We start from the raw sequence: 24919 nt of genomic DNA, 5'->3' as shown, positions 1-24919 counted from the left end.
CGTTGCCGGATGCAAAATCCTCCCACCATTCGTTTTCTGGATCGGACCACGCCGCCGCATATTGCGACGCTGATCCTGCTGTCCGGCATGTCGGCGATGGTGATGAACATGTTCCTGCCCAGCCTGCCGAATATGACCGCATACTTCCAGACCGAATACGGTGTAATGCAACTCTCGGTCGGGCTGTATCTTGGGGTCAGCGCGATTTTGCAAATCCTGATTGGCCCGATCTCCGATAAATTCGGCCGCAGACCAGTGATCCTTTTCGGACTGAGTTTTTTTCTCATCGCCACCCTGGGCTGCATCTACGCCCCGACCGCCGAAATTTTCCTCGTATTCCGCGTCTGTCAGGCGATGGTCGCCGTTGCCATGGTTCTCAGCCGTGCCGCCGTCCGCGACATGTTCGAGCAAGACAAAGCGGCGTCGATGATCGGCTACGTTACAATGGGCATGGCGATCGTGCCCATGGTCAGCCCCATGCTGGGCGGCGTGTTGGATGAGCTCTTCGGCTGGCGCGCCAATTTCTGGGCATTGTTCATCATGGGCGCGATGACGCTGTGGCTCGCCTGGGCTGATCAGGGCGAAACAGCCACGAAGAGCGGCAAGACACTCACACAGCAGTTCGGCGAATATCCAGCCTTGCTGACCTCTCCGAGGTTCTGGGGATACTCGCTGGCTGCGGGTTTCTGCTCCGGCGCCTTTTTTGCCTACCTGGGCGGCGGTCCCTTCGTGGGATCCGTCGTGTTCGGCCTCTCTCCGTTCTGGGTTGGCATTTATTTTGGCGCACCCGCCCTGGGCTATTTCTTTGGCAATATGTTCACGGGCATGCTGGCGCAGCGCGTCGGCATCAACAAGTTGGTCCTGATTGGCAGCCTGATCAATGCCTTCGGGGTTTTCCTCTCCCTCTTGATTTTTCTGGTGGGTCAGGGCAGCGCGCTCAGCTTTTTTGGTCTGATGACCTTTGTGGGTTTGGGCAATGGGCTGGTCATCCCCAACGCAACCGCAGGCATGCTTTCCGTGCGCCCGCATCTTGCCGGTTCTGCGTCTGGTCTGGGTGGCGCCATCATGATCGGCGGCGGTGCTGGCCTCAGCGTGTTGGCCGGGGCGTCACTGAGCCCGGAAACCGGGGCCTTTCCCCTGCTTTATATCATGCTGGCCACATCAACGGCGGCGGTCGTTTCAATTCTGATGGTCTATCGTCGCGAAAGACGCATTGCGCTACAGAACCCTTTGACCTGACACATCGCTGTCGATTTGGTAGGGTGCCCGCCCCTCAAACTTATCCACGCCCAGCCCAGAAGGGCGGCGCTTGTTCTGGGCATGGTGAGAAATCGGGAGGCTCTGCCCGTCCAGCCAACATGGTATGGTGCACCACCAGAAAAACTCACAAGCCCCAAGGATGCAAAACCATTTGTTAACCAACATTGCCGCACCTTGTCCGCAGTGATTTGCAAAGATAGCTTTGACGAATCTGCAAATTTGCAAACTGCCGGGAGGGTGCGGGGGATGGCCACACAGAAACTCTATGCGGGTGCCAAGCTGCGCGAATTGCGTACGCGCCTTGGCCTGACGCAGAAAGACTTCGCCGCCAAGCTTGGGGTTTCGCTGCCCTATCTGAACCAGATGGAGAACAACAACCGGCCCGTCTCCACCACGGTGGTGCTGGCCCTGGCGCAGGAGTTCGGGCTGGATGTCACCGAGCTGAGCACGGGCGACAGTGAACGGCTGGTCAGCGATATGCGTGAGGCCATGGCCGATCCACTTTTTGCGGACGCCCTGCCCCCGGTCGCGGACCTGCGCCTTGCAGCATCGAATGCCCCCGCCTTTGCGCGCGCCTTTCTCGAACTGCATCGCAGCTACCGCCAGATGCAGGAACGACTGGCGTCTTTGGACGAAGCACTGGGCCGGGAAGATGCACGATCTACTCCAAGCCCCTGGGAAGAAGTGCGCGACTTCTTTCATTATTGCGACAACTACATTGATGCTGTTGACCGGGCCGCCGAGCACTTTGCAAACAAGGAGGGCGGGCATCGCAACATCCGGGTCGCAGCCGTTTCGGCCTTGGGAAACGCAAAGGTCTCAGTGCAATTTGCAGACACCGACAAGCTGCGCAGGTTTGACCCCGACACCCGCGAACTGACACTATCACGTCGCGCGCCGCCCGAGAGCCAGACGTTCCAGTTGCTACTGCAGGTCGCTCTGATCAAACAGGAGGCATTGCTCGAAGCCACGCTGGATCTGGCGCGCTTCCACAGCGCTGAAGCCCGCGCGATTGCAAAGATCGGTCTCGCGAATTACTTCGCGGGCGCAGCGCTCATGCCCTATGCCGCATTCCAGCAGGAGGCACGCAATTACCGCCATGATGTCGAAGCGCTGGCGGGCCACTTCGGTGCGTCCATCGAGCAGGTCGCGCATCGGCTGTCGACCCTTCAACGTCCCGGCGCCAAGGGCATCCCGTTTTTCTTTGTCCGGGTCGATCAGGCGGGTACAATCACAAAACGCCATTCGGCCACGAGGCTGCAATTTGCACGATTTGGCGGGGCTTGCCCGCTGTGGAACGTGCATCGGGCCTTTGAACTGCCCAGCCAATTCCTACGCCAGCTGGCCGAGACCCCCGACGGTGTCCGTTACATCAACCTGGCGCGCGACGTGTCGAAACCCGCAGGTCGGTTCGGCGCGCCGGTGCGTCGCTATGCCATTGCCCTGGGATGCGAAGTGCGGCACGCCAACGATCTTGTTTATGCAGACGGCATGGACCTGAGCCGGGATGGCGCGTTCGAGCCTATTGGTATTTCCTGCCGGATTTGCGAGCGGACGAATTGCCATCAACGCGCGGTGCCGCCGCTGGAACGCAAGCTGCGAGTCGATCCCAATCTGCGCGATGTGCTGCCCTATCAGGTTGAATAACGTGACCTTTCCTGACGCAGTATCGGGCGCGTAGATCGCTGTGGAACCGCTACCGTTTGGCCGCACGCCACCCGGCACGTTGCGCATCGCTTGCCGAGCAAAACCAGCGCTCGCCCCGTTCCGTCCGGATGCCGGTGCGTTCGTAATAGTGCTGACCGGGCACATGGTAGATTCGGGTGCCCTGACTTGAGATATTGCCCTTCACAGGGCACGCGCGGTCAGGCGGGATCCGACCTACGGCGCGCGTCTGACGAAACTGCGATGGGTTTTGCACACGACTGGCATGCAGCCCGATATCCCGGATGGCCGCACCCTTCTCCGCAAAAACATAGTCCTGCGCGTATTTCCGATAGGCAAAGGCCAGTCCTGCGCTGACCAGCTCATGTCCGATATCCTGATCGGCCACGGTACAGCGGGCGACGGTCCGATTGTATTTGTCCTTGGTCACCGCAGCACAGTGAGCGGTCCGCCCGCCGAACAGTGTGGTCACCTGATCGGTCACCCATTTGCCGCAGGCCCAAACCTCACCCTGCTCCGTTTTGCAGGTCTGGTCGGTCTCTGGCGCGTCGATGCCGTAGAGGCGGACGCGAACGCTGCCTACGTTTATCGTGTCGCCGTCGATCACACGCACCGCGCCAGAGAAAGCGTTGCCGGCCAGCACAACACCTGGCGACCACAGGCCAGACACAATCATCAAAATCATCAACTTACGCATCCGCGCGGTATGACGACGCCCCGACCGTCAAGCAAGGAAATTCATTAACTAAGGTTACCAGATGGTTAACGCTGCGCCGTCGCCCATGCCGGGTTGATCCAGGGCTCATCGTTGGACCGCGCCAATGGATCGCGGCCCAGCAGGTGGTCGGCGGCCTTCTCACCGACCATGATCGATGGCGCGTTAAGATTGCCATTGGTGATCCGCGGGAAAATGCTGCTGTCGGCCACGCGCAGCCCGTCAACGCTGATCACCCGCGCCTCTGCGTCGACAACGGCGTGACGGTCATCCGCGCGGCCCATGCGGCAGGTGCCACAGGGGTGATAGGCGCTTTCAGCATGTTCCCTGATAAAGTCATCCAGATCGGCGTCCGATTGCACCGCATCGCCGGGCTGTATCTCGTGTTTGACGAAGGGCTTGAACGCCTCCTGCGCAAAAATCTCGCGCGTCAGGCGGATGCAGCGCCGGAAGTCAGCCCAATCCTCATCAGTCGACATGTAGTTAAAGAAAATGCGTGGCGCATCCGCCGGATTGGCTGACGCAAGGCTCACGGCACCACGCGAGGGCGAGCGCATCGGCCCCACATGCGCCTGGAACCCGTGCCCTTCGGCGGCCACCTTGCCGTCATAGCGCACCGCAATCGGCAGAAAGTGGAATTGAATGTCGGGATACTGCACGCCGGGTTGCGAGCGGATGAACCCAGTGCTTTCGAACTGGTTGGAGGCGCCGAACCCGGTCTTGGTGAAAAGCCACTGCGCACCGATCACCGCCTTGGACACAAGGTTCCAGTGTTTGTAGAGCGTGATCGGCTGGCTCGCCGCCATCTGCAGGTAAAGTTCCAGATGGTCCTGCAGATTTTGCCCGACGCCCGGCCGGTCGGCCACCACGTCGATCCCGTGTTCCGCCAGATGGTTGGCAGGCCCGATCCCGGACAGCATCAGGAGCTTGGGCGAGTTGATGGAGGAGGCCGCCAGCACCACCTCGCGGTTGGCCCGGATTACTTCCACCCGGCCACCACGGCGGATTTCGACACCGGTGGCGCGCCCGTCCTCAACGACCACCCGCTGCGCCAACCCGTTGATCAGCGTGCAGTTGTCGCGTTTGAGCGCAGGGCGCAGATAGGCGTTCGCCGCAGACCAGCGACGCCCCTGCCACACCGTCTGCTCCATCGGGCCGAACCCTTCCTGTTTCTGACCGTTGTAGTCCTCGGTGGTATGATATCCGGCCTGGCGTCCCGCCTCGACGAAGGCGTGATAGAGCGGGTTTTGCCGGGGCCCGCGGCTGACATGCAGCGGACCATCCGATCCCCGCCAATTCGGATCGCCGCCATGGCCGCCGTCGTGCCAATTCTCCATCCGTTTAAAGTAGGGCAGCACATCGGCATAGGACCAGCCGTCGGCCCCCTGCTCTGCCCAATGGTCAAAATCCATCGCGTGTCCACGCACATAGACCATGCCGTTGATGCTGGAGGAACCGCCAATCACCTTGCCGCGGGGACAGGCGAGACGACGGTTGTTCAAATGCGGCTCAGGCTCGGAGGTGAAGCCCCAATCATAGCGCTTCATGTTCATTGGATAGGACAGTGCCGCTGGCATCTGGATGAAGGGGCCCGCATCCGTGCCGCCGTGTTCGATCACGATGACAGAGGCCCCTGCCTCGCTCAACCGGTAGGCCATGGCACAGCCTGCGCTGCCCGCTCCTACAATCACAAAATCTGCTTGCATTTTACTTGTCCATTCAGGCGTTCAGATAGCCAATGAGCAGCGAGACAAATGCCCCGACATGCACCACCATGATCGCCTTGTCCTTCCACATCACACCCACCGCGAACCACAGAACGATGCCTGCGAAAAAGGCAAAGACGTTCCACGGGACGATGTTCAGACCGGTCAGCCCGTAGCCAACAAGCTGGATCGCGGTTGCCACCCACTTGAGGATGTCGACGGGTTGAAACCCCTTCGATTCCTGTACAGATGTCGCCATCAGAATGGCGCTTCGAGATCGCCCATTCGGACGTATACGGATTTAAGCTGGCTATAGTGCGCTATGGCCGCTTTCGAGTTTTCCCGCCCCACGCCGGAGGCTTTGGTGCCGCCAAATGGCGCCTCGACTGGCGCGTCATTGTAGGTGTTGATATAGCAGGTACCGGCCTCGAACCCGGCAGCCACACGGTGCGCGCGGGCCAGATCACGGGTAAAGACACCGGCGGCCAGCCCGAATTCGGTGTCGTTCGCACGTGCCATCACATCGGCTTCTTCCTCGAAATCGAGGACCGCCATGACGGGGCCAAAGATTTCTTCGCGCGCGATCACCATGTCATCCGCAACATCGGCAAAGACTGTCGGGGCGAGGTAGAACCCATCGCGGTCCAGTCGGGTGCCGCCACAGACCAGTCGCGCGCCCTCGGCTGTGCCTTTTGCGATGTAGTCGAGCACGATGTTCATCTGTCGCTCAGACACCATCGGGCCGAAACTTGTCTCGGGCCGCATCGGATCGCCGATGACCGCGGCCTTGAGGCGCGTGCTCAGCCGGTCGAGAAACGCCTCCTTAATGTCCTTGTGCACAAAGACACGCGTGCCGTTCGAGCACACCTGACCGGAGGAGTAGAAATTGCCGAGGATCGCGCCGCTGACAGCGTTGTCGATATCTGCGTCTTCGAAAACGATGATGGGGGACTTGCCACCCAATTCCATGGTGACGTGCTTGATCCCTTCCGCGGCAGCGGCGTAGACCTTGCGCCCGGTGGGCACAGAGCCGGTCAGCGAAACCTTGTCGACCCGCGGGTCGGTGACCAATGCGCCGCCGACGCCACCCAGACCTTGCAGCACGTTGTAGACCCCGGCGGGCAACCCTGCCTCGTGCAGGATTTCTGCCACTTTCAGGGCGCAGAGCGGAGTTGTTTCCGACGGTTTGAAGATCATCGTGTTGCCGCAGGCCAGCGCGGGCGCGCCTTTCCAGCAGGCGATCTGGGTCGGGTAATTCCAGGCGCCGATACCGACACAGAGGCCCAGTGGTTCGCGGCGGGTATAGACCCAATCATCGCCCAGCTGGATATGCTCGCCGGTCAGCGTTGCGGCCATGCCGCCAAAGTATTCCAGCGCATCCGCACCGCTGGTGGCGTCTGCGACGCTGGTTTCCTGATAGGGTTTGCCGGTATCGTAGGTTTCCAGCACGGACAGGTCGTGGTTCCGTTCCCGCAGGATATCTGCGGCGCGGCGCAGGATGCGGCCTCGTTCGGTGCCGGTCATGGCGGCCCATGCGCCTTGGGCGGCGCGCGCGCTTTCGATGGCCTGTTCGATCAGAGCCGGTGTGGCAGCGTGCACGATTGCGATTTTCTCGCCTGTGGCGGGGTAGATCACATCGATGGGCGTGCCTGCGGTGTCCTCGACGTATTCACCGTTGATGAAATGGCTGGCAGTAGGTTGGGTTGGATAGGTCATGATCGCCTCCGGCGGGCATATTTGAAGAACAATGAAAGGGTCAGTCGCCTTTGGGCGCGCGTTTGGCGTCTTCCAGCACGTTAAGGTCCATGTGGTTGCGCATGTATTGCTCAGAGGCATCGCGTAGCGGCTGGTAATCCCAGGGGTAGTAACCGCCCTGCCGCAGCGCGTCGTAGACAACCCAGCGACGGGCCTGGCTTTTGCGCACGTCGGCATCGAAGGCATCGAGGTCCCAGCGGGCTTCGGACTTCGCCTTGAGCTGGCTGAGGGTGCCCTGATGGGCGGGGACCTCTGCGAGATTGGTGAGCTCATGCGGGTCGGCGTCCAGATCGAAGAGCTGATCGGGATCCAACGCGCAACGGTTATATTTCCACTTGCCGTAGCGCAGCGAGACCATGGGGGCATAGGTAGCTTCGGCAGCGTATTCCATGGCAACCGGTTCGCCGCGCTCCACCCCCTGGCCCATCGGGACGAGGGACACGCCTGTGGTCCAGTCCTTCACCTCCTCCATGGACACGCCTGCGAGGTCACAGAGCGTCGGGCAGAAGTCGATGTTGGAGACGGGTGTGGTCTGCAGCCCCGGTTGCATCTGCGGCGCAGAGATCATCAGCGGGACGCGGGAGGAGCCTTCGAAGAAGGACATCTTGAACCAGAGGCCGCGTTCGCCCAGCATGTCGCCGTGATCCGAGACGAAGAGGATGATTGCTTCTTGCCGGGTGTCTTCAAGGGTTTGCAGGATCTCTCCGATCTTGTCGTCGAGATAGCTGATGTTGGCGAAATAGGCGCGGCGGGAGCGGCGGATATCCTCTTGGGTGATCTCGAAGCTGCGCCAGTCGTTGGCATCGAAGATGCGTTTGCTGTGCGGGTCCTGGTCTTCATAGGCGAAGGCCGGGACCTCTGGCAGCAGGTGGTCGCAGTCCTCATAGAGGTCCCAGTACTTCTTGCGCGCCACGTAAGGGTCATGCGGGTGCGTGAAGCTGACTGTCAGGCACCAGGGGCGCGCATCGGCACCCCGCGACAGATCATAGATCTTGCGGATTGCGTTAAAGGCGACCTCGTCGTCATATTCCATCTGGTTGGAAATCTCGGCGACGCCTGCACCCGTGACCGACCCCATGTTGTGGTACCACCAGTCGATGCGTTCGCCCGGTTTGCGGTAGTCAGGCGTCCAACCGAAATCGGCAGGGTAGATGTCGGTGGTCAGGCGCTCCTCGAAGCCGTGCAGCTGATCGGGGCCCACGAAATGCATCTTGCCCGAGAGGCAAGTCTGGTATCCGGCGCGGCGCAGATGGTGCGCGTAGGTGGGGACGGAGGAGGGAAACTCGGCAGCATTGTCGTAGACACCCGTGGCCGAGGGCAATTGGCCCGACATGAAGGCGGCGCGCCCGGGTGCGCAAAGTGGCGAGGCAGTGTAGGAATTGCGAAACCGCGTCGAGCGCGCGGCAAGTTTTTTCAGGTTGGGTGCGTGCAGCCAGTCGGCAGGGCCATCCGGGAACAGGGTGCCGTTGAGCTGATCGACCATCAGGATCAGGATATTCGGACGGGACATCAGCGCGCCTCCAGCAGCATGTTCAGCGTTTCCAAAGCCGTGCGGCGCGCGGCATCGGGGCTTTGGGAACGCGAGAGGGCCGCGCGTAGGTAGAGGCCATCGATCAGGGCGGCGAGTGTTTCCGCATGCGCTTCGGGCTGCACAGTCAGCGGACGCAGCGCATGGCTGAGGTTCGATTTCAGACGGCGCTGGTAAAGCTGCAGCAGACGCAACATCTCACGGTTGGTCTGGGCCTGCGCATAAAGGGTCATCCACGCGCTGACGGTCTGGGGCGAGAAACATGTATGCGAAAAGCTGGCCTCGATCAGCGACACAGCACGGGCTTTGGGGGTCGTGGCCTGGGCAAGCCCCTGGCGTACTTCTGCGCCGAAGTCACGCAGGATCTGGCGCATGGCTGCGAGGAAAATCTGGTCTTTGCCGCCGAAGTAATGGTGCGCCAAGGCGGTGGACATGCCTGCACGTTTGGCGATCTGGCCAACGGTCACGTCCAGCGATCCCTTGGAGGCAAGTTCAGCGATTGTCGCCTCCACCAAAGCGGTGCGGCGGATCGGTTCCATTCCCAGTTTTGGCATGCGACTCCCCTATCGGTGGCATTTCGCATGCAGTAGCGGGTTTTTTATTGACCAGTCAATCAATAAAAATAACGGGTTCAAACCTTGGTCGCGTTTACAGGCGGCGTGGTCTCGCCCCGCTTCAACACGGCCTCTCGCCAGGTGATGAAAATCACCGAGCCCAGAATAACCACACCGCCCAGAACCACCCAGATATCAATGGCTTCGTCAAAGACCAGATAGCCCAGCAACACGGCCCAGATCAGCTGGGCAAAGGTCACGGGCTGCGTGACGGTCAAGGGCGCAGCGGCAAACGCAAGCGTCATCGTGTAGTGGCCAGCCGTTGCAAAACAGGCGACCAGGAAGAGAACGCCAAGATCGGCGAGACTGGGCGTGACCCAATGCGCCAGGGCAAAAGGCGCCAGGGTGATCGTCACGAAAATCGACAGCATGGCGACGACCACGGCGGGCTTGACCTCATCCGCCATGACCTTGGCCGTCAGGTAAGACCCCCCGAAGGCAATGGCGGTGGCCAGCATGGCCAGATGACCGCTGCTGATCTCACGGAAGCCCGGGCGCAGGATCAGGAATGCTCCGATGAGGGCGGCAAGGATGGCCGCGATCCGGCGGAAGGCCAGCCGCTCGCCCAGAAAGAGGGCAGCCCCTATGGTAACGTAAATCGGTGCCAGATAATTCATCGCCGTGACATCCGCGATTGGAATGCGGGCCATGGCGTAGAACCACAGGATCACGCCGATCCCGTGCATCGCCCCGCGCAGACCAAAGAGACGCCACTGCCGGGGTGTCAGATGTGCCGCGCGCAAGGCACCGATGGCGGGGATCAGAAAAATCAGCCCCATCAGGTAGCGTAAAAAGGCGGATTCAGCGGGTGGTACGCGGGTGCCCATGTGTTTCACCAAGGCCGTCACCGCGATGAAACACAGCCCCGTGAGAAGCATCCAGAAGATACCGACAACCGGGCGATGGGGGGTGCGGGTGACCATGTGCCATAGACAGCGTGTTTTGCCGCGCGCCGCAAGGGGCTAGGGCCACAATAATCCCACGGCGATGGCCCACATGGTGAGCGCGATCAACCCGTCCAGCACGCGCCAGCTGGCGGGGCGTCCAAAAAGCGGCGCGAGCAATCGCGCGCCATAGCCAAGGGCAAAGAAGAAGGTGAGGCTGGCCGAGACAGCACCAGCTCCAAAGAGCAGCCGGTTGTCGTATTGCGCCGAGATGGAGCCCAGCAGGACCACCGTATCAAGATAGACATGCGGGTTGAGCCAGGTCAGCGCCAGCACGGTCAGAATCGTCGGCAGCAACGCGCGCTTTGCACCGCCGTCCGCCTGCAGCGCCTGCCCGCCTCGCCAGGCGGACCGCGCGCTGCGCCATCCATACCAGAGCAGGAACGCGGCCCCGCCAAAGCGCATCGCGGTTTCGAACCAGGGCATACGCTCTGCCAGAGCGCCGAACCCCGCGACCCCCGCCGCGATCAGAACAGCATCGGAGACCCCGCAGGTCAGGCAGACCCAAAAGACATGTTCACGTCGAAGACCCTGCCGCAGGACAAACGCATTTTGTGCACCAATGGCCAGAATGAGAGACAGGCTTAACAGGTAGCCGGGGAGGAAAGTATCAAGCACGCGATTAGTCCTTTTGGGATGCCGCATTGACTAGCGTGCCTCGCGACATTACTCAAATTAAACATATGAAGCTTGATTAAGATGATCTAATGTCCATTGACCCAAGCCAGCTCGCAGCCCTTGCTGCCATCGTCCGCCAAGGCAGCTTTGATGCGGCGGCCGCACATCTGGGCGTGACGCCTTCGGCCATTTCGCAGCGGATCAAGGCTTTGGAGGAGCGGATGGGGGCTGCGCTGATCTATCGGGGCCAGCCTTGCACGCCCACCGACGCAGGCACTCGTCTGGCGCGCCACGCCGATGACGTCGCCCTACTGGAATCGCACGTCCTGCGCGATCTGTCGCCCGATCTGGCACAGGAGGCCCCGCGGGTGCGGGTTGCGGTCAACGCCGACAGCCTTGCGACATGGTTCGTGCCCGGGCTGACGCTGGCACAAGGAGTGCTTTTCGATCTGGTGATCGACGATCAGGACACCTCGACCGATTGGCTGTTGCGCGGCGCGGTGAGTGCTGCGGTCACCGGGCAGGCCCAGGCGGTGTCGGGATGCACCTGCACCCCTCTCGGTGCCTTGCGCTACATCGCGACCGCAAGCCCGGCGTTTTATGACATATGGTTCAGCGAGGGCGTCACCCCCGCAAGCCTTGCCGCTGCACCGGTCATGACCTTCAACGTCAAGGACGCCCTGCAACACCGGTGGATCACGCAACAGACAGGTGAACGGCTGACCCCGCCCGCGCATCAGCTGCCGTCCACCCACGCCTTTGTCGATGCGGCACTGGCCGGGCTGGGGTGGGGTCTTAATCCCCTGCCCCTTGTCAAAACCCATTTGCAACGCGGGTCCCTGGTCGCGCTCGTTCCGGAAAAGCCTTTGGATGTAAAGCTATACTGGCAAACCAGCCGCCTGATGAGCGACGCTTTGACCCCGCTCAGCCGGGGGATCAAAGCCGCCGCAAGATCACATCTTGTTAATGTTCCTCACGCAGGTGTGATGTGAAAAAATAAAATCACAGAAATCTTATCCGGGATGATTGGCGTATCTCTCTATGTTCCCCATATGATAGGGATGTAACAAGGATGCGCTCAGATGCTGGACAATTTACACAACCTAGATCTTACGGCAAAAGACATCGAATTGATCGAGTCCGCGCTGCACACTCAAAAGAAGATCCTGTCCGTGCAAAGCGAGGCTGGCGGCAGCGGTGCCCGCAAGCGACTGACCGATCTAAAACATCTCATGAAACGGATCAACCGAAGCACGTCGCGCCGTTCGGCGGGCCACCCCGACGTGCAGCGTCTTGGCTGGGGACAATTTGCGCGGTCCCTCTTTTGCACGGATTGCAATCAACCGCGCTGATCCGGTGTTGATCTGACGTCAAAAGCCGCCCATGACCCCGGGGCGGCTTTTGATTTTGTAGCAGGTGACAACGGCTCAGAGCTGTTCCATCACGTCATCGCTGGCCTCAAAATTCGTGGTGACGCGCTGCACGTCGTCGTCATCTTCAAGCGCCTCGATGAGCCGCATCAGTTTCTGCATGCTGTCGAGGTCCATCTCGGTGGTCGTCGTTGGACGCCACACCAGCTTGGTGCTCTCGGACTCGCCCAGTTCCTTCTCCAGCGCCGTGGCCACATCATTGAGATCGGTGTCCGCGCACCAGATCACGTGACCGTCCTCCGAGCTCTCGACATCCTCGGCGCCTGCCTCGATCGCGGCCATCATGACGGTGTCCGCATCCCCCGCATCAACCGGGTATGTCACCTCGCCCTTGCGGTCGAACATGAAACCGACGGAACCGGTCTCTCCGAGGTTGCCGCCGTTCTTGGTAAAGGTCGACCGGACGGTTGACGCCGTTCGGTTGCGGTTGTCGGTCATCGCCTCGACGATCACCGCCACGCCGTTGGGGCCGTAGCCTTCGTAGCGGATTTCTTCGTAATCATCCCCCTCGCCCGCCTGCGATTTCTTGATTGCGCGGTCGATGTTATCCTTGGGCATGGATTGTGCCTTGGCTTCCTTGACGGCCAGGCGCAGACGCGGGTTTTTATCCGGATCAGGGTCGCCCATCTTGGCAGCGACAGTGATCTCTTTGCTGAACTTCGAAAACAGCTTGGCCCGCACGGCGTCCTGACGCCCCTTGCGGTGCTGGATGTTTGCCCATTTTGAGTGTCCGGCCATTGGCACCCTCCATTCATTCTTTGAGTTTGGCGATGTGTATCCGTGACGCGCAGGACGCTCAACCCCTCAGCCTACCCCGCCATCATGGCAGCAATGATCAGAAAAGCGCGGATGGCCAGACCAAGCGTCAGCGCGGCCAGCATATAGTTGGGCATGACGCGCGCGAAATCCTGATAGTATCGCGCCTCTTCCCGTTTGAGCTGGACAGTGTGTTCATCGGCGTTGCGCGCCAACAGCCGGTCGGCCTCGCGTTCGTACCAACGCGACCGCAACAGGAAAGAACAGGCCCAGATCGCCGGGGCCAGGATCAGCGCGTCGGAGACGAGACCGGCTTTGGTCACTTTTTGACGGCGTTCAGCTCAATCCGGTAGCCCAGCGCCTCGGCAAGGGCGAAAACCTTCCACAAGGTAGGGCCTGTCTTGGAGGCGCCACGGGCAATCCGCGATAACGCGGTATGGTCAAACCCGGACTTCGTGCCAATCTCGCGCATGCTGAGGTCGGATCCGTTCAGCATCTGGGCAATCACCTGCGCGCCCAGCGTGCGGGCCAATTCCTCGCCGACATCGCGGTACACGGCATGTTTCTCTGCCGGGTCAAGCGCGTCGAAGGCGGCATCAAAGGCCACCTCATCCAGAGCAGCAACCGGTGGTGCCGATTTATTCGAGGTGCGTGCAGCCGAGCGGGCGCCCGCCCGTTTGGGTGCTTTGGCCTCGGCCCCTGCGTTGATCTGTACATCAGTCATGGGTCATCATCCGTTTGTAGCGGTCGAAAACTGTTGTCTTACAAAGCAACACTTAGGCAATAGCACCCCGTCTGTCAAGGTTTCACCGCGCGGTGGTCGAAGGCTTCGGCAAGGTCCGCACGTCTGCAATGAGCTTTTTGGCATGTGTTTTGTCGCGCAGGGCAGTCAGGTGTCTGTTGCACTCGGCCAGTGTCCCGACCATGGGGAAAGCCAGACGCCGGTCGGGCTCTTCTGTATAGACAACCACGCAGGCCAGCTCGAATCTGCGGGACCGGAACCGTGCGAAGTATCCTTCGGGGTCCGGATCGTTCAGCCCCGCAATGTTCTGAAAAAGAAGCGGTTTTTCGATCTCGCAGAGGAATGCGCCGAATTCTGGGGGCGGATAGCTGTTCTTAACATGCTGCGCCTGATCTATATGGCTCCAGCGCAAATGGTCAGGGTTGCGCCAGCTATATTCGACCCCATCCAGATACTTCCTGAGCTTGAAAATACGGACCTTGGCCCTGGCCGCCGCCCTTGGTGCCAGTTTGCCCGCATTGTCGAGTGCCGTCAGAAATCCGTTGGTGATTAAAAAGTTCAAATCAGACATAACCGCAGTTGAGGTAAAACAACTCGCAAAATCAAGAGCGTGGAGCAGGCCCCCGTGACAACAGATCAGATTATCCTTTTCACGCTCTTTGGGGCTGTCTTTGCGCTGCTGCTCTGGGGGCGCTTTCGGTACGATATCGTGGCCTTTACCGCCCTTATGGTCGGTGTGGTTCTGGGCGTGGTCCCGACCGGGGATGCGTTTTCCGGCTTTGGGCATCCCGCGACGCTGGTAGTGGCCCTTGTTCTTGTGGTTTCCGCCGGGCTTGTGCGCTCCGGAGCAGTCTTCCTCATCACCCGTACGTTGGTAGATGCGACGCGCTCCCTGGGCACCCATATAGCCCTGATGGGCGCCATCGGCGGGGTGCTTTCCGCCTTCATGAACAATGTCGCGGCCCTTGCCCTGCTCATGCCGGTGGACATTCAAACCGCGCGCAAAGCGGGCCGCGCGCCGGGGCTCAGCCTGATGCCGCTCAGCTTTGCCACCATCCTCGGGGGCATGGCCACCTTGATCGGCACGCCGCCCAATATCATCATTGCGTCGATCCGCGAGGAGGCTCTGGGCGCGCCTTTTGCGATGTTCGACTTTGCCCCTGTCGGCGGGGCCGCAGCCATTGCAGGCCTGATTTTCGTGGCCTTGATCGGCTGGCGGCTCATTCCACAAGACACAACGCAAACAACCCCGGAAGCGGACCTGTCGCAATACATTGCCGAACTGACCGTGCCCGAGGACAGCAAGCACCTTGGCAGACGTCTGGCGGAACTGGATAACGCGGCGGACAAGGCGGATGTGGCCATCCTCGGTCTCATCCGCGATGGCAAGCGCCGCTACGGTCAGGCCCGGAATGCGCTGCTGCAGGCGGGTGACGCACTGGTTCTGGAAGCAACACCTGATGCCTTGGACGAGTTCCGCACCAGTCTTGATCTTGCCGTGGCCGATGCCAAGCGCGAAGAGGCCCTGCGCGCCGATGGCGAAGGCGTCGAGATCATCGAGGTCGTAGTCCCGGAAGCCGCGCGCATCCACGGCAAGACGGCGCAATCCATCGGTCTCGCATGGCGGCAGCGCACTGTGCTTCTGGGCATTTCGCGCCAGGGCACGCGGATCACCAAACATCTGCGCAAGACGGTTGTGAAAACCGGTGACATCCTGCTGCTGCTGGTGCCCCGCGACACCGGACCGGATGTCACCGACTGGCTGGGATGCCTACCGCTGGCCGACCGCGGATTGGCTGTGACCGAAAACCGGAAGGTCTGGCTGGCGATAGGCCTCTTTGCCGCAGCCGTGGCCGCAGCCAGCGTCGGGCTGCTTTACCTGCCTATCGCGCTGGGGCTGGTGGTCGTTGCCTACGTCCTGACCCGCATTGTCCCGCTCAGTGAGCTTTACGATCACATCAACTGGCCGGTGGTGGTACTCCTGGGGTCGATGATCCCCCTTGGCGCGGCGCTGGAAAGCTCCGGCGGCACCGAATTGATCGCAGGCGCGCTTGTCTCCTGGACCGGCGGACTGCCCGCCTGGGCTGTCCTCACCGTATTGATGATCGTGACGATGACCCTGTCAGATGTGCTCAACAACACGGCAACAACAATCGTGGCCGCGCCCGTTGGCATCCAGATGGCGCAGAGCCTGAATGTGTCACCCGATCCGTTCCTGATGGCCGTAGCGGTGGCGGCCTCTTCCGCGTTTCTTACGCCCATCGGGCACAAGAACAACACGTTAATTCTATCTGCGGGTGGATATTCTTTCGGCGACTATTGGCGTATGGGGCTACCCTTGGAGGTGCTCATCGTGGCTGTGAGTATACCCATGATCCTTATCGTATGGCCCTTGTAGCAAGGCTTGTCACAGCCGCAAACCGCACAAAACACATTGGTTCTATTGAATTAATTGACCCATGAAACAAGGGCGCGGATTTTTAAAGCAGGGTACCACCCAGATCTCCCCAAGGCGAGAAACGATACGTGCCACAAGGAAGGCGAGGTCGACTACACATGAAAGAATGCACTCAACCATTCATCCAGATATCTTGAGAAGAGGCCCGGGGCATCAAGCATCACAAAGTGGCCGGCATCCGGCAAGATTCTTAGGGTTGCATCGGGCAACATTTGCGAAAACCGTTCCCCTTCCGACTTGTCGACCCAACGATCTTCTTCACCCCAGAAGACTGTAGTCGGAACTGAGGTAGTCGGATACAATTGTTCGAGCTGTTCAGTGTATTCATAATCGTATTGGCCAACCTGCCGATAGTATGCGCGCTGACCGCTTTCGCTCAACCAGGGTGCAGTCAACCTGTCCAGAACTGCTTGATCCAGAGTGCGTGACATCGCTGTTTTCAGATGTGCCTCCAGAACCGCGTGGTGGATGTACTCCGGCACGTTGGCGAAGACCTCCTCGTTCTCTTTCACATGTCTCGAAAATGCCGTGCCCCAGGGAGACAACACAACGCCATCGCTGACACAAATAGCTGCCACATCCGCCTTCTCGATCAGATACGCGCCCATCACAGTCGCACCACCAAAATCGTGACCAACCAGAGCGGGGCGCGATAGCTCCTTAGAGGCGAGCCATTCGGCCAACACGCGCGCGAACGACCTCAGCCGAACTTCTTGGCCGTCAAACTTGGCCGACGAACCATATCCGGGCAGATCAAGTACATGAAACCGATAGCGATGTTGCAAACGCTTGAGAACTCCGTGCCAGATCACCGAGCTCACGGGGGTGCCATGGACCAAAACCACATCTGGACCCTCGCCGAACACATCATGAGCGATCTTTCCACAGCTCGATTCAAAGCTCTGCTTTAGGTCAAATTCCGTCATATTACTTTCTCATCATGATTATTTTTTGCATAGGTGAACCCTGTTTTCTTTTATGTCGAACGAAGTGTTGTCATCTTTAGAAGAGGATTTGTCATGTATCCGCCCATCCAGAACCTGCGTGCTTTTGTGACGGTTGCCGACGCGGGTCAGTTTCGGATAGCGGCTGAAGAAATCGGCGTGAGCGAGTCAGCTGTGAGTCATCAGATTGCGCGCTTGGAAGCGCAGCTGGGCGTTCAGTTGTTGGAGCGGGGCCGGAACGGGGCAAAGCTTACGGATGTCGGGCGGGCATTCTACTTACAAGTTTCCGTTGGTCTGCGAGAAATTGAACGCGGGCTAAAAGCTGTCAAACACAGCAAAAGTAACGTGGTCACGATTTCCGCGCCGCAGACTTTGTCGTCGCTTTGGCTCGCGCCGAATTTGGCTGCATTCTATGAGGCAAATCCAACTGTCGAACTCCGGGTGTTCGCCACCGATCGGGTTTGTGATCTAAAAAACGAAGGGGTCGATCTCGCGCTGCGCAGGAGTGACGCCGAGTGGAGTGGATACGATCAGGAATTGTTTTGTCTCGAAGAGATATTCCCGGTGGCAACAAAAGAATTGAGCGCTCAAGTGGCTCAAATTGGATGGGATCAGGCGCTTCGAAGATTTCCGATCATCTTGAATGAAGCGCATGAAGATGAATGGGAAAGATGGAGTGTGCAAGCCCAATCGCCTTTGCCTGGATATGCGAAGATACGTCGCTTGAGTTCTTACGATCAGGTGCAAGCCGCAGTCGTCAACGGATTGGGGATCGGCATGGCACGCACGCCGCTCTGTTTGGAGGCATTGTCCGATGGCCGCCTTCATCGGATTGGACATCAAAGCTGCAAAACACAGGCCTACCTGCTTGTCTGGCCCTCGGATCGCAAGATGCATTCCCCTCAGCGCGCATTTTTGAAATGGTTGCGCCAGGTGAAGCCGGGTCAACTTACTTAAGTTAAAGATCGTCGACAGGCGTGAATTCTGCCAAGGGCTGGAAACCATTAACCGACCAAAACCATTGGATGTCCGTGCTGAATCCGAAACTCCAGCTTTGCGTGGCTGCGGCACCCTTCCAAGATATGCATCGGGCTGGCCAATTTACCAGCAAATCTACTGTATCGGGCCCTAGTCCCAAAAATCAAATCTGCCCCTCGACTAAAGCCTGAAATTCACCGTTGATTTCAATTGCTGTCGGAAAGCCGCCAGACATCTTGCTTGCTAAACCCGCGGATGGTCCGCGCGCCAACATTCTCAAGATCAAACTGGTCTTTCAGAACAGTTGCAACATCGTCCTGGACTGTGATTTGCATCGGTTCAGAAAACTCTTGCAGGCGAGAGGCGAGGTTCACGGCAGGACCGAAAATATCATAGACATACTTCTGGATGCCCACAACAGAGCCAACAACTGAACCTGTGGACAGGCCAATACGGCAGTGCCACTGATGCGGATGGCTCAGATTGCGCCGCGTCAAATACCGCACAAACCGGATGGCGGTGTTGGCGATTGCCTTTGCGTGATCCGGGGTGGGGTCAGGCAGGCCTGCAACAGTGATATAGGCATCACCAATCGTCTTGATGCGCTCACACCCGAATTGTTCGCCGATGCGGTCAAACGCACTGTAGATATCGTTCAGTTCGGTGACGGTCACGCTGGGGTCTTGCGACGCAACCATATCTGTAAACCCGACAAAGTCGAGCATCAGGACGGACACCGGATCATACATCTGCGGCGTTACAACACCGAAGGTCTTGAACTCCTCGTATACAGAGCGAGGCATGATATTGAGCAATAATTTTTCAACCTGCTCTTTCTCTCGTTTGATTTCTCGCGTGTTGCGTTCAACCATCATCGAATAGGAATCGATCATCGATTCCAGTTCTTTAATGCGCGTGATGTTTTGACAGACCAGGACAAGGACGTCCTCATCCGCGGCGGTGAAATCTAGGGCAATCACCAGCGTTCTGCGTTTCTTCTTGAACCTGATTTCGGATGCATAACGTCCGGATCCGGTCAGGTTTTCCTGCATCGCGCTGACGTCCAGGTCCGGGAACAATTGCTGCAGTTGAGCTGGCTGAGTTTCGGCACTGAACCACTCTTCAAACGTATCGTTTCGGAAGCCGAACTGCAGCGTTTGGCGGTCGAGTAGCGCGACACCAACCCCGATCGCACGGAGAAGTTGCTCGTTTATCGCTTCAATAGTCATAACTCACCTGACAATAAGGGGGCGGCGTTTCTCGAATTCCGCAACAACAAGGTCAACGTCCTCACTGGCCATCCCATGCTGCAATAATGTGCCGCGAAGCACCGTTTCGAGTTCATCGAAATGGCCGTCGGTGATGGTCAGATGAGAATGCAATTGGCGCAACTGATTGTCTGTGTAGGACGCCGGGCCACCAAGGATCGAAGCAATGAACTTGGTCTGGTGATCCACGATCCGAGACATTTCAACATCGTCGAAGAACGGGCCTACCTCATCATTGTCCAAAAGGCTGTCGTAGAAGGAAAGTACAATCTTGCTGACCTTTGAAAACCCCCCATACTCTTCATAGAGCGTGCGTTCAGCCATTGTAGGTTCCTTTCGTGTTGAGGAGGATCAAAAGTGCCTCACCCCGGCCAAAGACTACAAATTCTTTTTGACCAAGTTAAGCCTGTCTACCGCCCGCAACATGAGTGCGCCCCCCGGCTGAAACGCCGAAGGGATTTGTGATTTGAGATCATGACCTTAGTGACGCACTGCGATCACTTCGGCATATTCTGAAGAGATACACAATGAACCGTTGGTTGAGATGTCGAACGTCTCAATCAGCGTCATGATATCGTTCCGCAGGGCTGTTTGCCCGACCTCATCCAGCGCTTCGAACGCTTTTTGCATGGGGCCATAGAAGGCGCGGAAGTACTCCAGGAAATGCTCAGCAGAGCGGTAGCGGAACAAAAAGGTCTTGTGCTGGAAGGAAGATATTTGGCAAGTGGCGCCAAAGGTTTCTTCAACCCACTCCTGGTTGCCCCACAAGGCAGGAGAGCCGACGCCGGCAGGCGGTGGAACATGCTTTCCGATTGTTTTGAAGAGCTGGCCGATGAAACTTTCCGGTGTCCAGTTGGCCATCCCGATCTTGCCACCGGGTTTGACGACGCGTTGAAGCTCTGCGGCTGCCTGCTGTTGATTTGGCGTGAACATCACCCCGAAAGTGGATACGACCGCGTCAAAAGACTGATCTGTGAATGGCAGGTCTTCTGCGTCGGCAACCTTGTAGTTGACATAGAGACCTTCGGCTTTTGCGCGCGTGCCGCTGGCTTCCAAAAGCTCCGATACATAGTCTGTTGAGGTGACGTTGCAAAAGCGCCGTGCAAAGGCCAGCGTTGCGTTACCATTGCCCGCTGCCACATCCAGAACCTTGGCGTCTGCATTTATGTCCATGGCTTCGGCAAGTTCTTCACCGGTGATCTGGAGGGTTACGCCAACTTTGCTGTAGTCTCCTGCCCCCCATGCGGCGTTTTGCTTGGCTTTGATCGCCGTGTAGTCGGTTGAAGGATTGATTGTTGTGTGAGAGCCCATGATTTTCTCCTTTGGGGTTTGCTGGTCCATCACCAGCGTTTTGTAAATTGTTGGGTCGGGTGAATGTGGTTGGGTTAGGCCGCCACCTGGTTTGGCCAACTGCAGATTGGGGTGGGCCGTTCAACGTTGGCCACGTGTTCGAGAATGCGTGAATTCACCCACTCTGGTTGGAAGACGGGCGCCATATGTCCAAGTTCGGGCAACAGTGCGAGGCGTGCGTTGGGAAGCGCCTTTGCAATGGCGATCGACACATGCTGCGTGATTTCCGGGGACTCCAGACCCGTCATCACCAATGTCGGCGTCTCCAATTTGGACAAATCTGCCAATTCCCAGGTTTCCGCGACTCCGTTGGAGAAATCTGCCATGATCGAAGAGATCATGCCCGCAAACCGCTGCCTGGCGACGTCGGGAAGTTGGTCCCAGAACTCCTCACCATTCCAGAAGTCCAGAAAGTGCCGCATTCCCGTCGGTACTTCTTCTTCCTCTGCTGCACGTGTCACCAGAGCAGAAAGGGTCTGGATCTGCTGAAACAGGCGCTTTTCCTTGCTGTTTCCATTCTTCAGAAAGTGGAACGTTGCCGGTTCATAGACGGTCAGGCTTTTCACGAGGTCAGGGCGCATCAATGCCACCTTGATCGCAATGCCACCTCCATTTGAGTGGCCGACAAGGTGAACGGGCCCCCCTATCTTTTCGATTTCCTGAAGAACAGGAACAGCGGAACGGGCGGCCCCTTTCTGAGAATGATCGGCGCTCAAAGGCGCGCGCCCGTAGCCGGGAAGATCAAATGCATGGACGTCAAACCGGCCTTCCATATCCGCTGACAATCGGCTCCATTGGCCGCTGCTTGATGCCGAGGAATGCAATGCAACAATAGGCGCATTGCCTTGTTGCGTTGGCTGAGATGAAAAGGTCATTGTTCTAATCCAAAAGCGTTGGTGGTGAACGACAATTGGCGTCCGATTGTTTCATTGCGATGTCTGAATGAGGCGTGCCGTGTTTCAGTTGTTGCACGACCAGTTTCACCTGATCCCCCGCCAGCAACCTTCAAAATATGGGATTTTTTTGCTGTCTCTGGTTTGGCGCAGCAGCCTGTGAAACAATTGAAACACTAGATGCGAATTTTGAAATGGCATTGAAACAATGCTGTCTTAGAAAATCGGGATGACGACGGGCATGACGAACGATCTGGAAGACATCGACAATGCGCAGGGCCTTCTGCGGGACGCTATCGAGTCTCTTAAGGAAGGATTCGCCCTGTACGATGACGACCGGCGCCTTGTGATGTTCAATCAAAAATATGCCGAGATGAACAAAGGGGTTTCCCATCTCCTCAAACCCGGTCTGGACTGGGAAATACTGATGCGCGAGACAGCCCGCCGCGGAATATATGCCGATGCTGTGGGCGATGAACAGAAATGGGTTTCTGACAGATTGGCCAATGGCATCGAGTTCATTCAGGATTTTGAACTGAAAGAAACGGACGGGCGGACCTATCTGGTGTCTGTTCACCCGACCTGCTCAGGCGGCTTTGTCGTAACCCGCGAGGATATCACAGCCAGAAAACAAGCCGAGGTCGAGGAACGCGACGGGGATCTTCTGATCAGAAAAGTGCTGGACGCCAGTTCTGCCGCGGTCACCATGGCCCGTATCGGTGATGGTCAGATTCTTTACCGCACACCTGCCGCCCTGCAGATGTTTGGACCCACCAAGTCTGCGCGGGAACATTATGTCAGTCCGGAGCGCCGGGCAGATTTTGTCACGCAGCTTTTGGCGGATGGACGTGTGGATGACTTCAAACTTGATCTATTGAATGCTGACGGAAACATTTTTCCAGCGACCATTTCTTCGCAGTTGATCGATTTCAAGGGCGAAGAAGTCATCGTGACCAGTACCATTGATCTAACCGTCCAAAAAGAAACTGACGCGCTCATCAGGCAAGTCATGGAAGCTTATCCGGCCGCCATTAACATGACGAACGCAGAAACCGGGAAAGTTCTTTTTGCGACGCCAGATCTTGAGGAGCTTTTTGGCCCGTCCAACAATTCCAAATCCTACTATGCGGACCCAACAGAGCGCGAGCGCTATCTTGAAGACCTGCGAAAGGCCGGGACGCTCAAGGATCGGCGGATGGAGTTCATTGATGCAAAGGGGCGAAAGTTCTGGGGGGCGGATTCCTCGCGCCTCATAGAATTCAATGGCGAAGAAGTCATCGTCTCAAACACACGCGATTTGACGGATGAATTGGCGCTTTCTGAAGAGCTTGCGAAGCAAAGAGAGTTGCTGTTCCAGAATGAAAAGATGTCCGCACTTGGTGAATTGCTTGCCGGTGTTGCCCATGAGCTCAACAACCCCCTCTCCGTTGTTGTAGGTCATTCGCTGATGCTGAAAGAGGAGATCACAGATCCTGATCTCACCGCAAGGATCGACAAGATCAGTACAGCAGCAGAGCGGTGTGCCAAGATCGTAAAGACCTTCCTTGCCATGGCACGCCAGCAGCCAAGCAAGATCGAGCCAGTTGATGTTGCCAGCGTGATCGAAACGGCTGCAGATGTCGCTGCCTATGGAAGCACGTCAGGTGACATCAGTATTTCGCTCAAGATTCCGGAAGATCTGCCACCTATTGCCGCCGATGCGGATCAGATTACGCAGGTTATCATTAATCTGATCATCAACGCCGAACAGGCTTTGAACGCGTCTGGTCGTGGCGATCGCATTGAACTGTCGGCCATCTCAAAGCCGGAGATGAGCATGGTCGAAGTGACCGTTCAAGACAACGGCCCCGGCATTCCCACCGCCATTCGGGGGCGGATATTTGAGCCTTTTTTCACCACCAAGGAAGTCGGCGAGGGAACTGGCATCGGTCTGGCATTCTGCCACCGGATCATTCTTTCGCATGGCGGACAGATCAGGCTGGATCAGAGCAGCGCAGCCAGCACATGTTTTCGTATCACGCTCCCCGTCGCCAGTGATCACAGATCAGAAGTGGACGCGCCGACCAACCCGGTCACGGCACCTGCAAACCTGAGAGCACTGATTGTGGATGATGAGGTTGAAGTGGGCCAGTTGAACGCCGAAATTCTCAGAAAAGAAGGGTTCGAAGTCGATTTCGTCGCCTCAGGGGAGGAAGCGTTAAACCGCCTTCACTCAACCAGGTACGACGTTTTCTTGAGTGATTTGAACATGCCGGGTGTCGACGGGCGCCAGATATACGAAGCTTTGGTGGCCCGTTTTCCAGAGATGTTGAAGAGGACGGCCTATATCACCGGTGATACGATGGGACAGACTTCCCTGGGACTTCTAAAGGAGGCTGGCCTTCCATATTTGGAGAAACCGGTTTCGCCGGCAGAGCTCAGAGACCTCGTCAGACAGCTACTCGCCGAGCAGGAGGAAATGCCAGATGGATAGCCAGAATGCCCACATCCTAGTCTGCGATGATGAAATCGACCTGCGTGAAATGCTCCAGGAATACCTTGGCAAACGTGGATACAAGGTATCCGGAGCCGCAGGTGGCGATGAACTTCGGGACATCCTGTCGACCAATACTGTGGATGTCATCATCATGGACATCAACATGCCAAAGGAAGATGGTCTTTCCATTCTACGATCACTGCGCCCAGAGGACACGACCCCCATCATCATGCTGACCGCAGCCGGTGACGTGGTTGATCGTATCATTGGTCTTGAAATGGGGGCGGATGATTATCTAGGCAAACCCGTTGATCTTCGAGAGCTCGAAGCCCGGATAAAAGCGATACTTCGCCGTGAAACCATCAGTAGCTCAGCAAAGGCGGAAAAGGTTGATTGGGACTGCGCTCCATTTGGAGATTTTCTTTTGGACAAAGTCGCCGCAAAGCTCCGTGCGGCGGATGGGTCCGAAGTTCAATTGACGGCGATGGAGTATAGTCTGCTCAAGGTCTTTGCGGCAAACAGGGGGCGCGTTCTCAACAGGGATCAGCTTTTGGAACAAGCTCATGACCGATCCTGGGACCCGTTTGACCGAAGCGTCGATATCAGAATCTCCCGACTGCGCCGGAAACTGGAAACCAACCCTGAAAAACCCGAAGTTATCAGAACCGTGCGCGGCATCGGTTACCTTTACGATCCAAAATGAGACCACTTCAATATGCTGTTTTATGTAAGCCCGGAAGCTTTCAGCAATGCGCTTGCTCCAACGAATATCAGGAACGGGCAGCGGGGGCGGACAGTTTTGAGGTGGCCAAGAACATG

General features: G+C 58.0%; 25 protein-coding genes. 8 read left to right on the top strand and 17 right to left on the bottom strand.

What is annotated here, in order from left to right; genetic code table 11:
• Positions 1-9: 9 nt before the first annotated feature.
• Positions 10-1239, top strand: a complete 1230-nt coding sequence (locus Q1A07_RS13600; RefSeq protein ID WP_299782210.1) for a multidrug effflux MFS transporter — start codon at positions 10-12, stop codon at positions 1237-1239.
• Positions 1240-1506: 267 nt separating this feature from the next.
• On the top strand, positions 1507-2907 hold the full coding sequence (locus tag Q1A07_RS13595) for a short-chain fatty acyl-CoA regulator family protein (protein WP_299782208.1): 1401 nt from the start codon (positions 1507-1509) through the stop codon (positions 2905-2907).
• A 49-nt stretch (positions 2908-2956) separates the two neighbouring features.
• Here Q1A07_RS13595 and Q1A07_RS13590 read toward each other — a convergent pair whose 3' ends face one another.
• From Q1A07_RS13590 to Q1A07_RS13555, 8 genes are all read right to left on the bottom strand, one after another.
• Positions 2957-3622, bottom strand: a complete 666-nt coding sequence (locus Q1A07_RS13590) for a thermonuclease family protein (protein WP_299782206.1) — start codon at positions 3620-3622, stop codon at positions 2957-2959.
• A gap of 65 nt (positions 3623-3687) precedes the next feature.
• Positions 3688-5346, bottom strand: a complete 1659-nt coding sequence (gene betA / locus Q1A07_RS13585; RefSeq protein WP_299782204.1) for a choline dehydrogenase — start codon at positions 5344-5346, stop codon at positions 3688-3690.
• Positions 5347-5359: 13 nt separating this feature from the next.
• Positions 5360-5605: a DUF6552 family protein gene (locus Q1A07_RS13580; RefSeq protein WP_299782202.1), complete on the bottom strand. Its 246-nt coding sequence runs from the start codon at positions 5603-5605 to the stop codon at positions 5360-5362.
• Positions 5605-7062, bottom strand: coding sequence for a betaine-aldehyde dehydrogenase (gene betB, locus Q1A07_RS13575; RefSeq protein ID WP_299782200.1), 1458 nt, complete (start codon positions 7060-7062; stop codon positions 5605-5607). Before betB ends, Q1A07_RS13580 begins: the two co-directional genes overlap by 1 nt.
• A gap of 40 nt (positions 7063-7102) precedes the next feature.
• Positions 7103-8611: a choline-sulfatase gene (betC, locus tag Q1A07_RS13570; protein ID WP_299782198.1), complete on the bottom strand. Its 1509-nt coding sequence runs from the start codon at positions 8609-8611 to the stop codon at positions 7103-7105.
• A complete protein-coding gene (gene betI, locus Q1A07_RS13565) occupies positions 8611-9183 on the bottom strand; it encodes a transcriptional regulator BetI (protein WP_299782196.1) in 573 nt (190 codons plus the stop codon). Before betI ends, betC begins: the two co-directional genes overlap by 1 nt.
• A gap of 77 nt (positions 9184-9260) precedes the next feature.
• Positions 9261-10166: a DMT family transporter gene (locus tag Q1A07_RS13560; protein ID WP_299782194.1), complete on the bottom strand. Its 906-nt coding sequence runs from the start codon at positions 10164-10166 to the stop codon at positions 9261-9263.
• A 39-nt stretch (positions 10167-10205) separates the two neighbouring features.
• Positions 10206-10805, bottom strand: coding sequence for a LysE/ArgO family amino acid transporter (locus tag Q1A07_RS13555; protein WP_299782193.1), 600 nt, complete (start codon positions 10803-10805; stop codon positions 10206-10208).
• A gap of 89 nt (positions 10806-10894) precedes the next feature.
• On the opposite strand from Q1A07_RS13555, the gene Q1A07_RS13550 reads away from it, so the two are divergent.
• The gene (locus Q1A07_RS13550) at positions 10895-11797 is read left to right on the top strand and encodes a LysR family transcriptional regulator ArgP (protein WP_299782191.1); all 903 of its coding nucleotides are present in this window, start codon (positions 10895-10897) and stop codon (positions 11795-11797) included.
• Between the two features lie 90 nt (positions 11798-11887).
• Complete coding sequence (locus Q1A07_RS13545; protein ID WP_299782189.1) at positions 11888-12157, top strand: hypothetical protein; 270 nt, start codon at positions 11888-11890, stop codon at positions 12155-12157.
• 75 nt (positions 12158-12232) lie between these two features.
• On the opposite strand, the gene Q1A07_RS13540 is transcribed toward Q1A07_RS13545, so the two are convergent.
• The 4 genes from Q1A07_RS13540 to Q1A07_RS13525 all read right to left on the bottom strand — a co-directional run bounded on the left by Q1A07_RS13540 (position 12233) and on the right by Q1A07_RS13525 (position 14304).
• Positions 12233-12973, bottom strand: a complete 741-nt coding sequence (locus tag Q1A07_RS13540) for a YebC/PmpR family DNA-binding transcriptional regulator (protein WP_299782187.1) — start codon at positions 12971-12973, stop codon at positions 12233-12235.
• A 71-nt stretch (positions 12974-13044) separates the two neighbouring features.
• On the bottom strand, positions 13045-13314 hold the full coding sequence (locus Q1A07_RS13535) for a hypothetical protein (RefSeq protein ID WP_299782185.1): 270 nt from the start codon (positions 13312-13314) through the stop codon (positions 13045-13047).
• On the bottom strand, positions 13311-13715 hold the full coding sequence (locus tag Q1A07_RS13530; RefSeq protein WP_299782183.1) for a helix-turn-helix transcriptional regulator: 405 nt from the start codon (positions 13713-13715) through the stop codon (positions 13311-13313). The genes Q1A07_RS13535 and Q1A07_RS13530 overlap by 4 nt, the downstream gene beginning before the upstream one ends.
• 82 nt (positions 13716-13797) lie before the next feature.
• Positions 13798-14304: a hypothetical protein gene (locus Q1A07_RS13525; protein ID WP_299782181.1), complete on the bottom strand. Its 507-nt coding sequence runs from the start codon at positions 14302-14304 to the stop codon at positions 13798-13800.
• A gap of 54 nt (positions 14305-14358) precedes the next feature.
• Here Q1A07_RS13525 and Q1A07_RS13520 point away from each other — a divergent pair, with 54 nt between their 5' ends.
• Positions 14359-16131, top strand: a complete 1773-nt coding sequence (locus Q1A07_RS13520) for an SLC13 family permease (protein ID WP_299782179.1) — start codon at positions 14359-14361, stop codon at positions 16129-16131.
• Positions 16132-16283: 152 nt separating this feature from the next.
• Here Q1A07_RS13520 and Q1A07_RS13515 read toward each other — a convergent pair whose 3' ends face one another.
• On the bottom strand, positions 16284-17117 hold the full coding sequence (locus tag Q1A07_RS13515) for an alpha/beta hydrolase (RefSeq protein ID WP_299782177.1): 834 nt from the start codon (positions 17115-17117) through the stop codon (positions 16284-16286).
• 93 nt (positions 17118-17210) lie between these two features.
• Here Q1A07_RS13515 and Q1A07_RS13510 point away from each other — a divergent pair, with 93 nt between their 5' ends.
• Entirely contained in the window at positions 17211-18092 is an 882-nt protein-coding gene (locus Q1A07_RS13510; protein WP_299782175.1) for a LysR family transcriptional regulator, read from the top strand.
• 227 nt (positions 18093-18319) lie between these two features.
• Here the strand turns inward: Q1A07_RS13510 and Q1A07_RS13505 are convergent, their stop codons facing one another.
• The 4 genes from Q1A07_RS13505 to Q1A07_RS13490 form a co-directional block, all read right to left on the bottom strand.
• Positions 18320-19342, bottom strand: coding sequence for an adenylate/guanylate cyclase domain-containing protein (locus Q1A07_RS13505; protein WP_299782173.1), 1023 nt, complete (start codon positions 19340-19342; stop codon positions 18320-18322).
• A 3-nt stretch (positions 19343-19345) separates the two neighbouring features.
• Positions 19346-19705, bottom strand: a complete 360-nt coding sequence (locus Q1A07_RS13500; protein ID WP_299782171.1) for a group 1 truncated hemoglobin — start codon at positions 19703-19705, stop codon at positions 19346-19348.
• A 156-nt stretch (positions 19706-19861) separates the two neighbouring features.
• Positions 19862-20722: a class I SAM-dependent methyltransferase gene (locus Q1A07_RS13495; protein ID WP_299782169.1), complete on the bottom strand. Its 861-nt coding sequence runs from the start codon at positions 20720-20722 to the stop codon at positions 19862-19864.
• A 44-nt stretch (positions 20723-20766) separates the two neighbouring features.
• Positions 20767-21606 carry an alpha/beta hydrolase gene (locus tag Q1A07_RS13490; RefSeq protein ID WP_299782167.1) on the bottom strand — a complete coding sequence of 280 codons (840 nt, stop codon included), beginning with the start codon at positions 21604-21606 and terminating at the stop codon, positions 20767-20769.
• A 259-nt stretch (positions 21607-21865) separates the two neighbouring features.
• Between Q1A07_RS13490 and Q1A07_RS13485 the strand changes: the two genes are divergently transcribed.
• Together Q1A07_RS13485 and Q1A07_RS13480 are read left to right on the top strand one after the other, a co-directional pair.
• Complete coding sequence (locus Q1A07_RS13485) at positions 21866-24097, top strand: ATP-binding protein (RefSeq protein ID WP_299782165.1); 2232 nt, start codon at positions 21866-21868, stop codon at positions 24095-24097.
• A complete protein-coding gene (locus Q1A07_RS13480; RefSeq protein ID WP_299782163.1) occupies positions 24090-24803 on the top strand; it encodes a response regulator in 714 nt (237 codons plus the stop codon). Before Q1A07_RS13485 ends, Q1A07_RS13480 begins: the two co-directional genes overlap by 8 nt.
• The last annotated feature ends 116 nt before the right edge of the window (positions 24804-24919 follow it).

Origin of the sequence: uncultured Roseobacter sp. (assembly GCF_947492555.1) — a bacterium.
GTDB lineage: Bacteria > Pseudomonadota > Alphaproteobacteria > Rhodobacterales > Rhodobacteraceae > Roseobacter.
The sequence above is the reverse complement of the archived record's forward strand: the minus strand, read 5'-3'. Positions and strand labels throughout refer to the sequence as shown.

What these genes read in the sequence shown, in the direction of transcription:
- Q1A07_RS13600 (WP_299782210.1), top strand. Translation starts at nt 10, where the DNA reads ATGCAAAATCCTCCCACCATTCGTTTTCTGGATCGGACCACGCCGCCG.
- Q1A07_RS13595 (WP_299782208.1), top strand. Translation starts at nt 1,507, where the DNA reads ATGGCCACACAGAAACTCTATGCGGGTGCCAAGCTGCGCGAATTGCGT.
- Q1A07_RS13590 (WP_299782206.1), bottom strand. Translation starts at nt 3,622, where the DNA reads ATGCGTAAGTTGATGATTTTGATGATTGTGTCTGGCCTGTGGTCGCCA.
- betA (WP_299782204.1), bottom strand. Translation starts at nt 5,346, where the DNA reads ATGCAAGCAGATTTTGTGATTGTAGGAGCGGGCAGCGCAGGCTGTGCC.
- Q1A07_RS13580 (WP_299782202.1), bottom strand. Translation starts at nt 5,605, where the DNA reads ATGGCGACATCTGTACAGGAATCGAAGGGGTTTCAACCCGTCGACATC.
- betB (WP_299782200.1), bottom strand. Translation starts at nt 7,062, where the DNA reads ATGACCTATCCAACCCAACCTACTGCCAGCCATTTCATCAACGGTGAA.
- betC (WP_299782198.1), bottom strand. Translation starts at nt 8,611, where the DNA reads ATGTCCCGTCCGAATATCCTGATCCTGATGGTCGATCAGCTCAACGGC.
- betI (WP_299782196.1), bottom strand. Translation starts at nt 9,183, where the DNA reads ATGCCAAAACTGGGAATGGAACCGATCCGCCGCACCGCTTTGGTGGAG.
- Q1A07_RS13560 (WP_299782194.1), bottom strand. Translation starts at nt 10,166, where the DNA reads ATGGTCACCCGCACCCCCCATCGCCCGGTTGTCGGTATCTTCTGGATG.
- Q1A07_RS13550 (WP_299782191.1), top strand. Translation starts at nt 10,895, where the DNA reads ATGTCCATTGACCCAAGCCAGCTCGCAGCCCTTGCTGCCATCGTCCGC.
- Q1A07_RS13545 (WP_299782189.1), top strand. Translation starts at nt 11,888, where the DNA reads ATGCTGGACAATTTACACAACCTAGATCTTACGGCAAAAGACATCGAA.
- Q1A07_RS13540 (WP_299782187.1), bottom strand. Translation starts at nt 12,973, where the DNA reads ATGGCCGGACACTCAAAATGGGCAAACATCCAGCACCGCAAGGGGCGT.
- Q1A07_RS13530 (WP_299782183.1), bottom strand. Translation starts at nt 13,715, where the DNA reads ATGACTGATGTACAGATCAACGCAGGGGCCGAGGCCAAAGCACCCAAA.
- Q1A07_RS13525 (WP_299782181.1), bottom strand. Translation starts at nt 14,304, where the DNA reads ATGTCTGATTTGAACTTTTTAATCACCAACGGATTTCTGACGGCACTC.
- Q1A07_RS13515 (WP_299782177.1), bottom strand. Translation starts at nt 17,117, where the DNA reads ATGACGGAATTTGACCTAAAGCAGAGCTTTGAATCGAGCTGTGGAAAG.
- Q1A07_RS13510 (WP_299782175.1), top strand. Translation starts at nt 17,211, where the DNA reads ATGTATCCGCCCATCCAGAACCTGCGTGCTTTTGTGACGGTTGCCGAC.
- Q1A07_RS13505 (WP_299782173.1), bottom strand. Translation starts at nt 19,342, where the DNA reads ATGACTATTGAAGCGATAAACGAGCAACTTCTCCGTGCGATCGGGGTT.
- Q1A07_RS13500 (WP_299782171.1), bottom strand. Translation starts at nt 19,705, where the DNA reads ATGGCTGAACGCACGCTCTATGAAGAGTATGGGGGGTTTTCAAAGGTC.
- Q1A07_RS13495 (WP_299782169.1), bottom strand. Translation starts at nt 20,722, where the DNA reads ATGGACCAGCAAACCCCAAAGGAGAAAATCATGGGCTCTCACACAACA.
- Q1A07_RS13490 (WP_299782167.1), bottom strand. Translation starts at nt 21,606, where the DNA reads ATGACCTTTTCATCTCAGCCAACGCAACAAGGCAATGCGCCTATTGTT.
- Q1A07_RS13485 (WP_299782165.1), top strand. Translation starts at nt 21,866, where the DNA reads ATGACGAACGATCTGGAAGACATCGACAATGCGCAGGGCCTTCTGCGG.
- Q1A07_RS13480 (WP_299782163.1), top strand. Translation starts at nt 24,090, where the DNA reads ATGGATAGCCAGAATGCCCACATCCTAGTCTGCGATGATGAAATCGAC.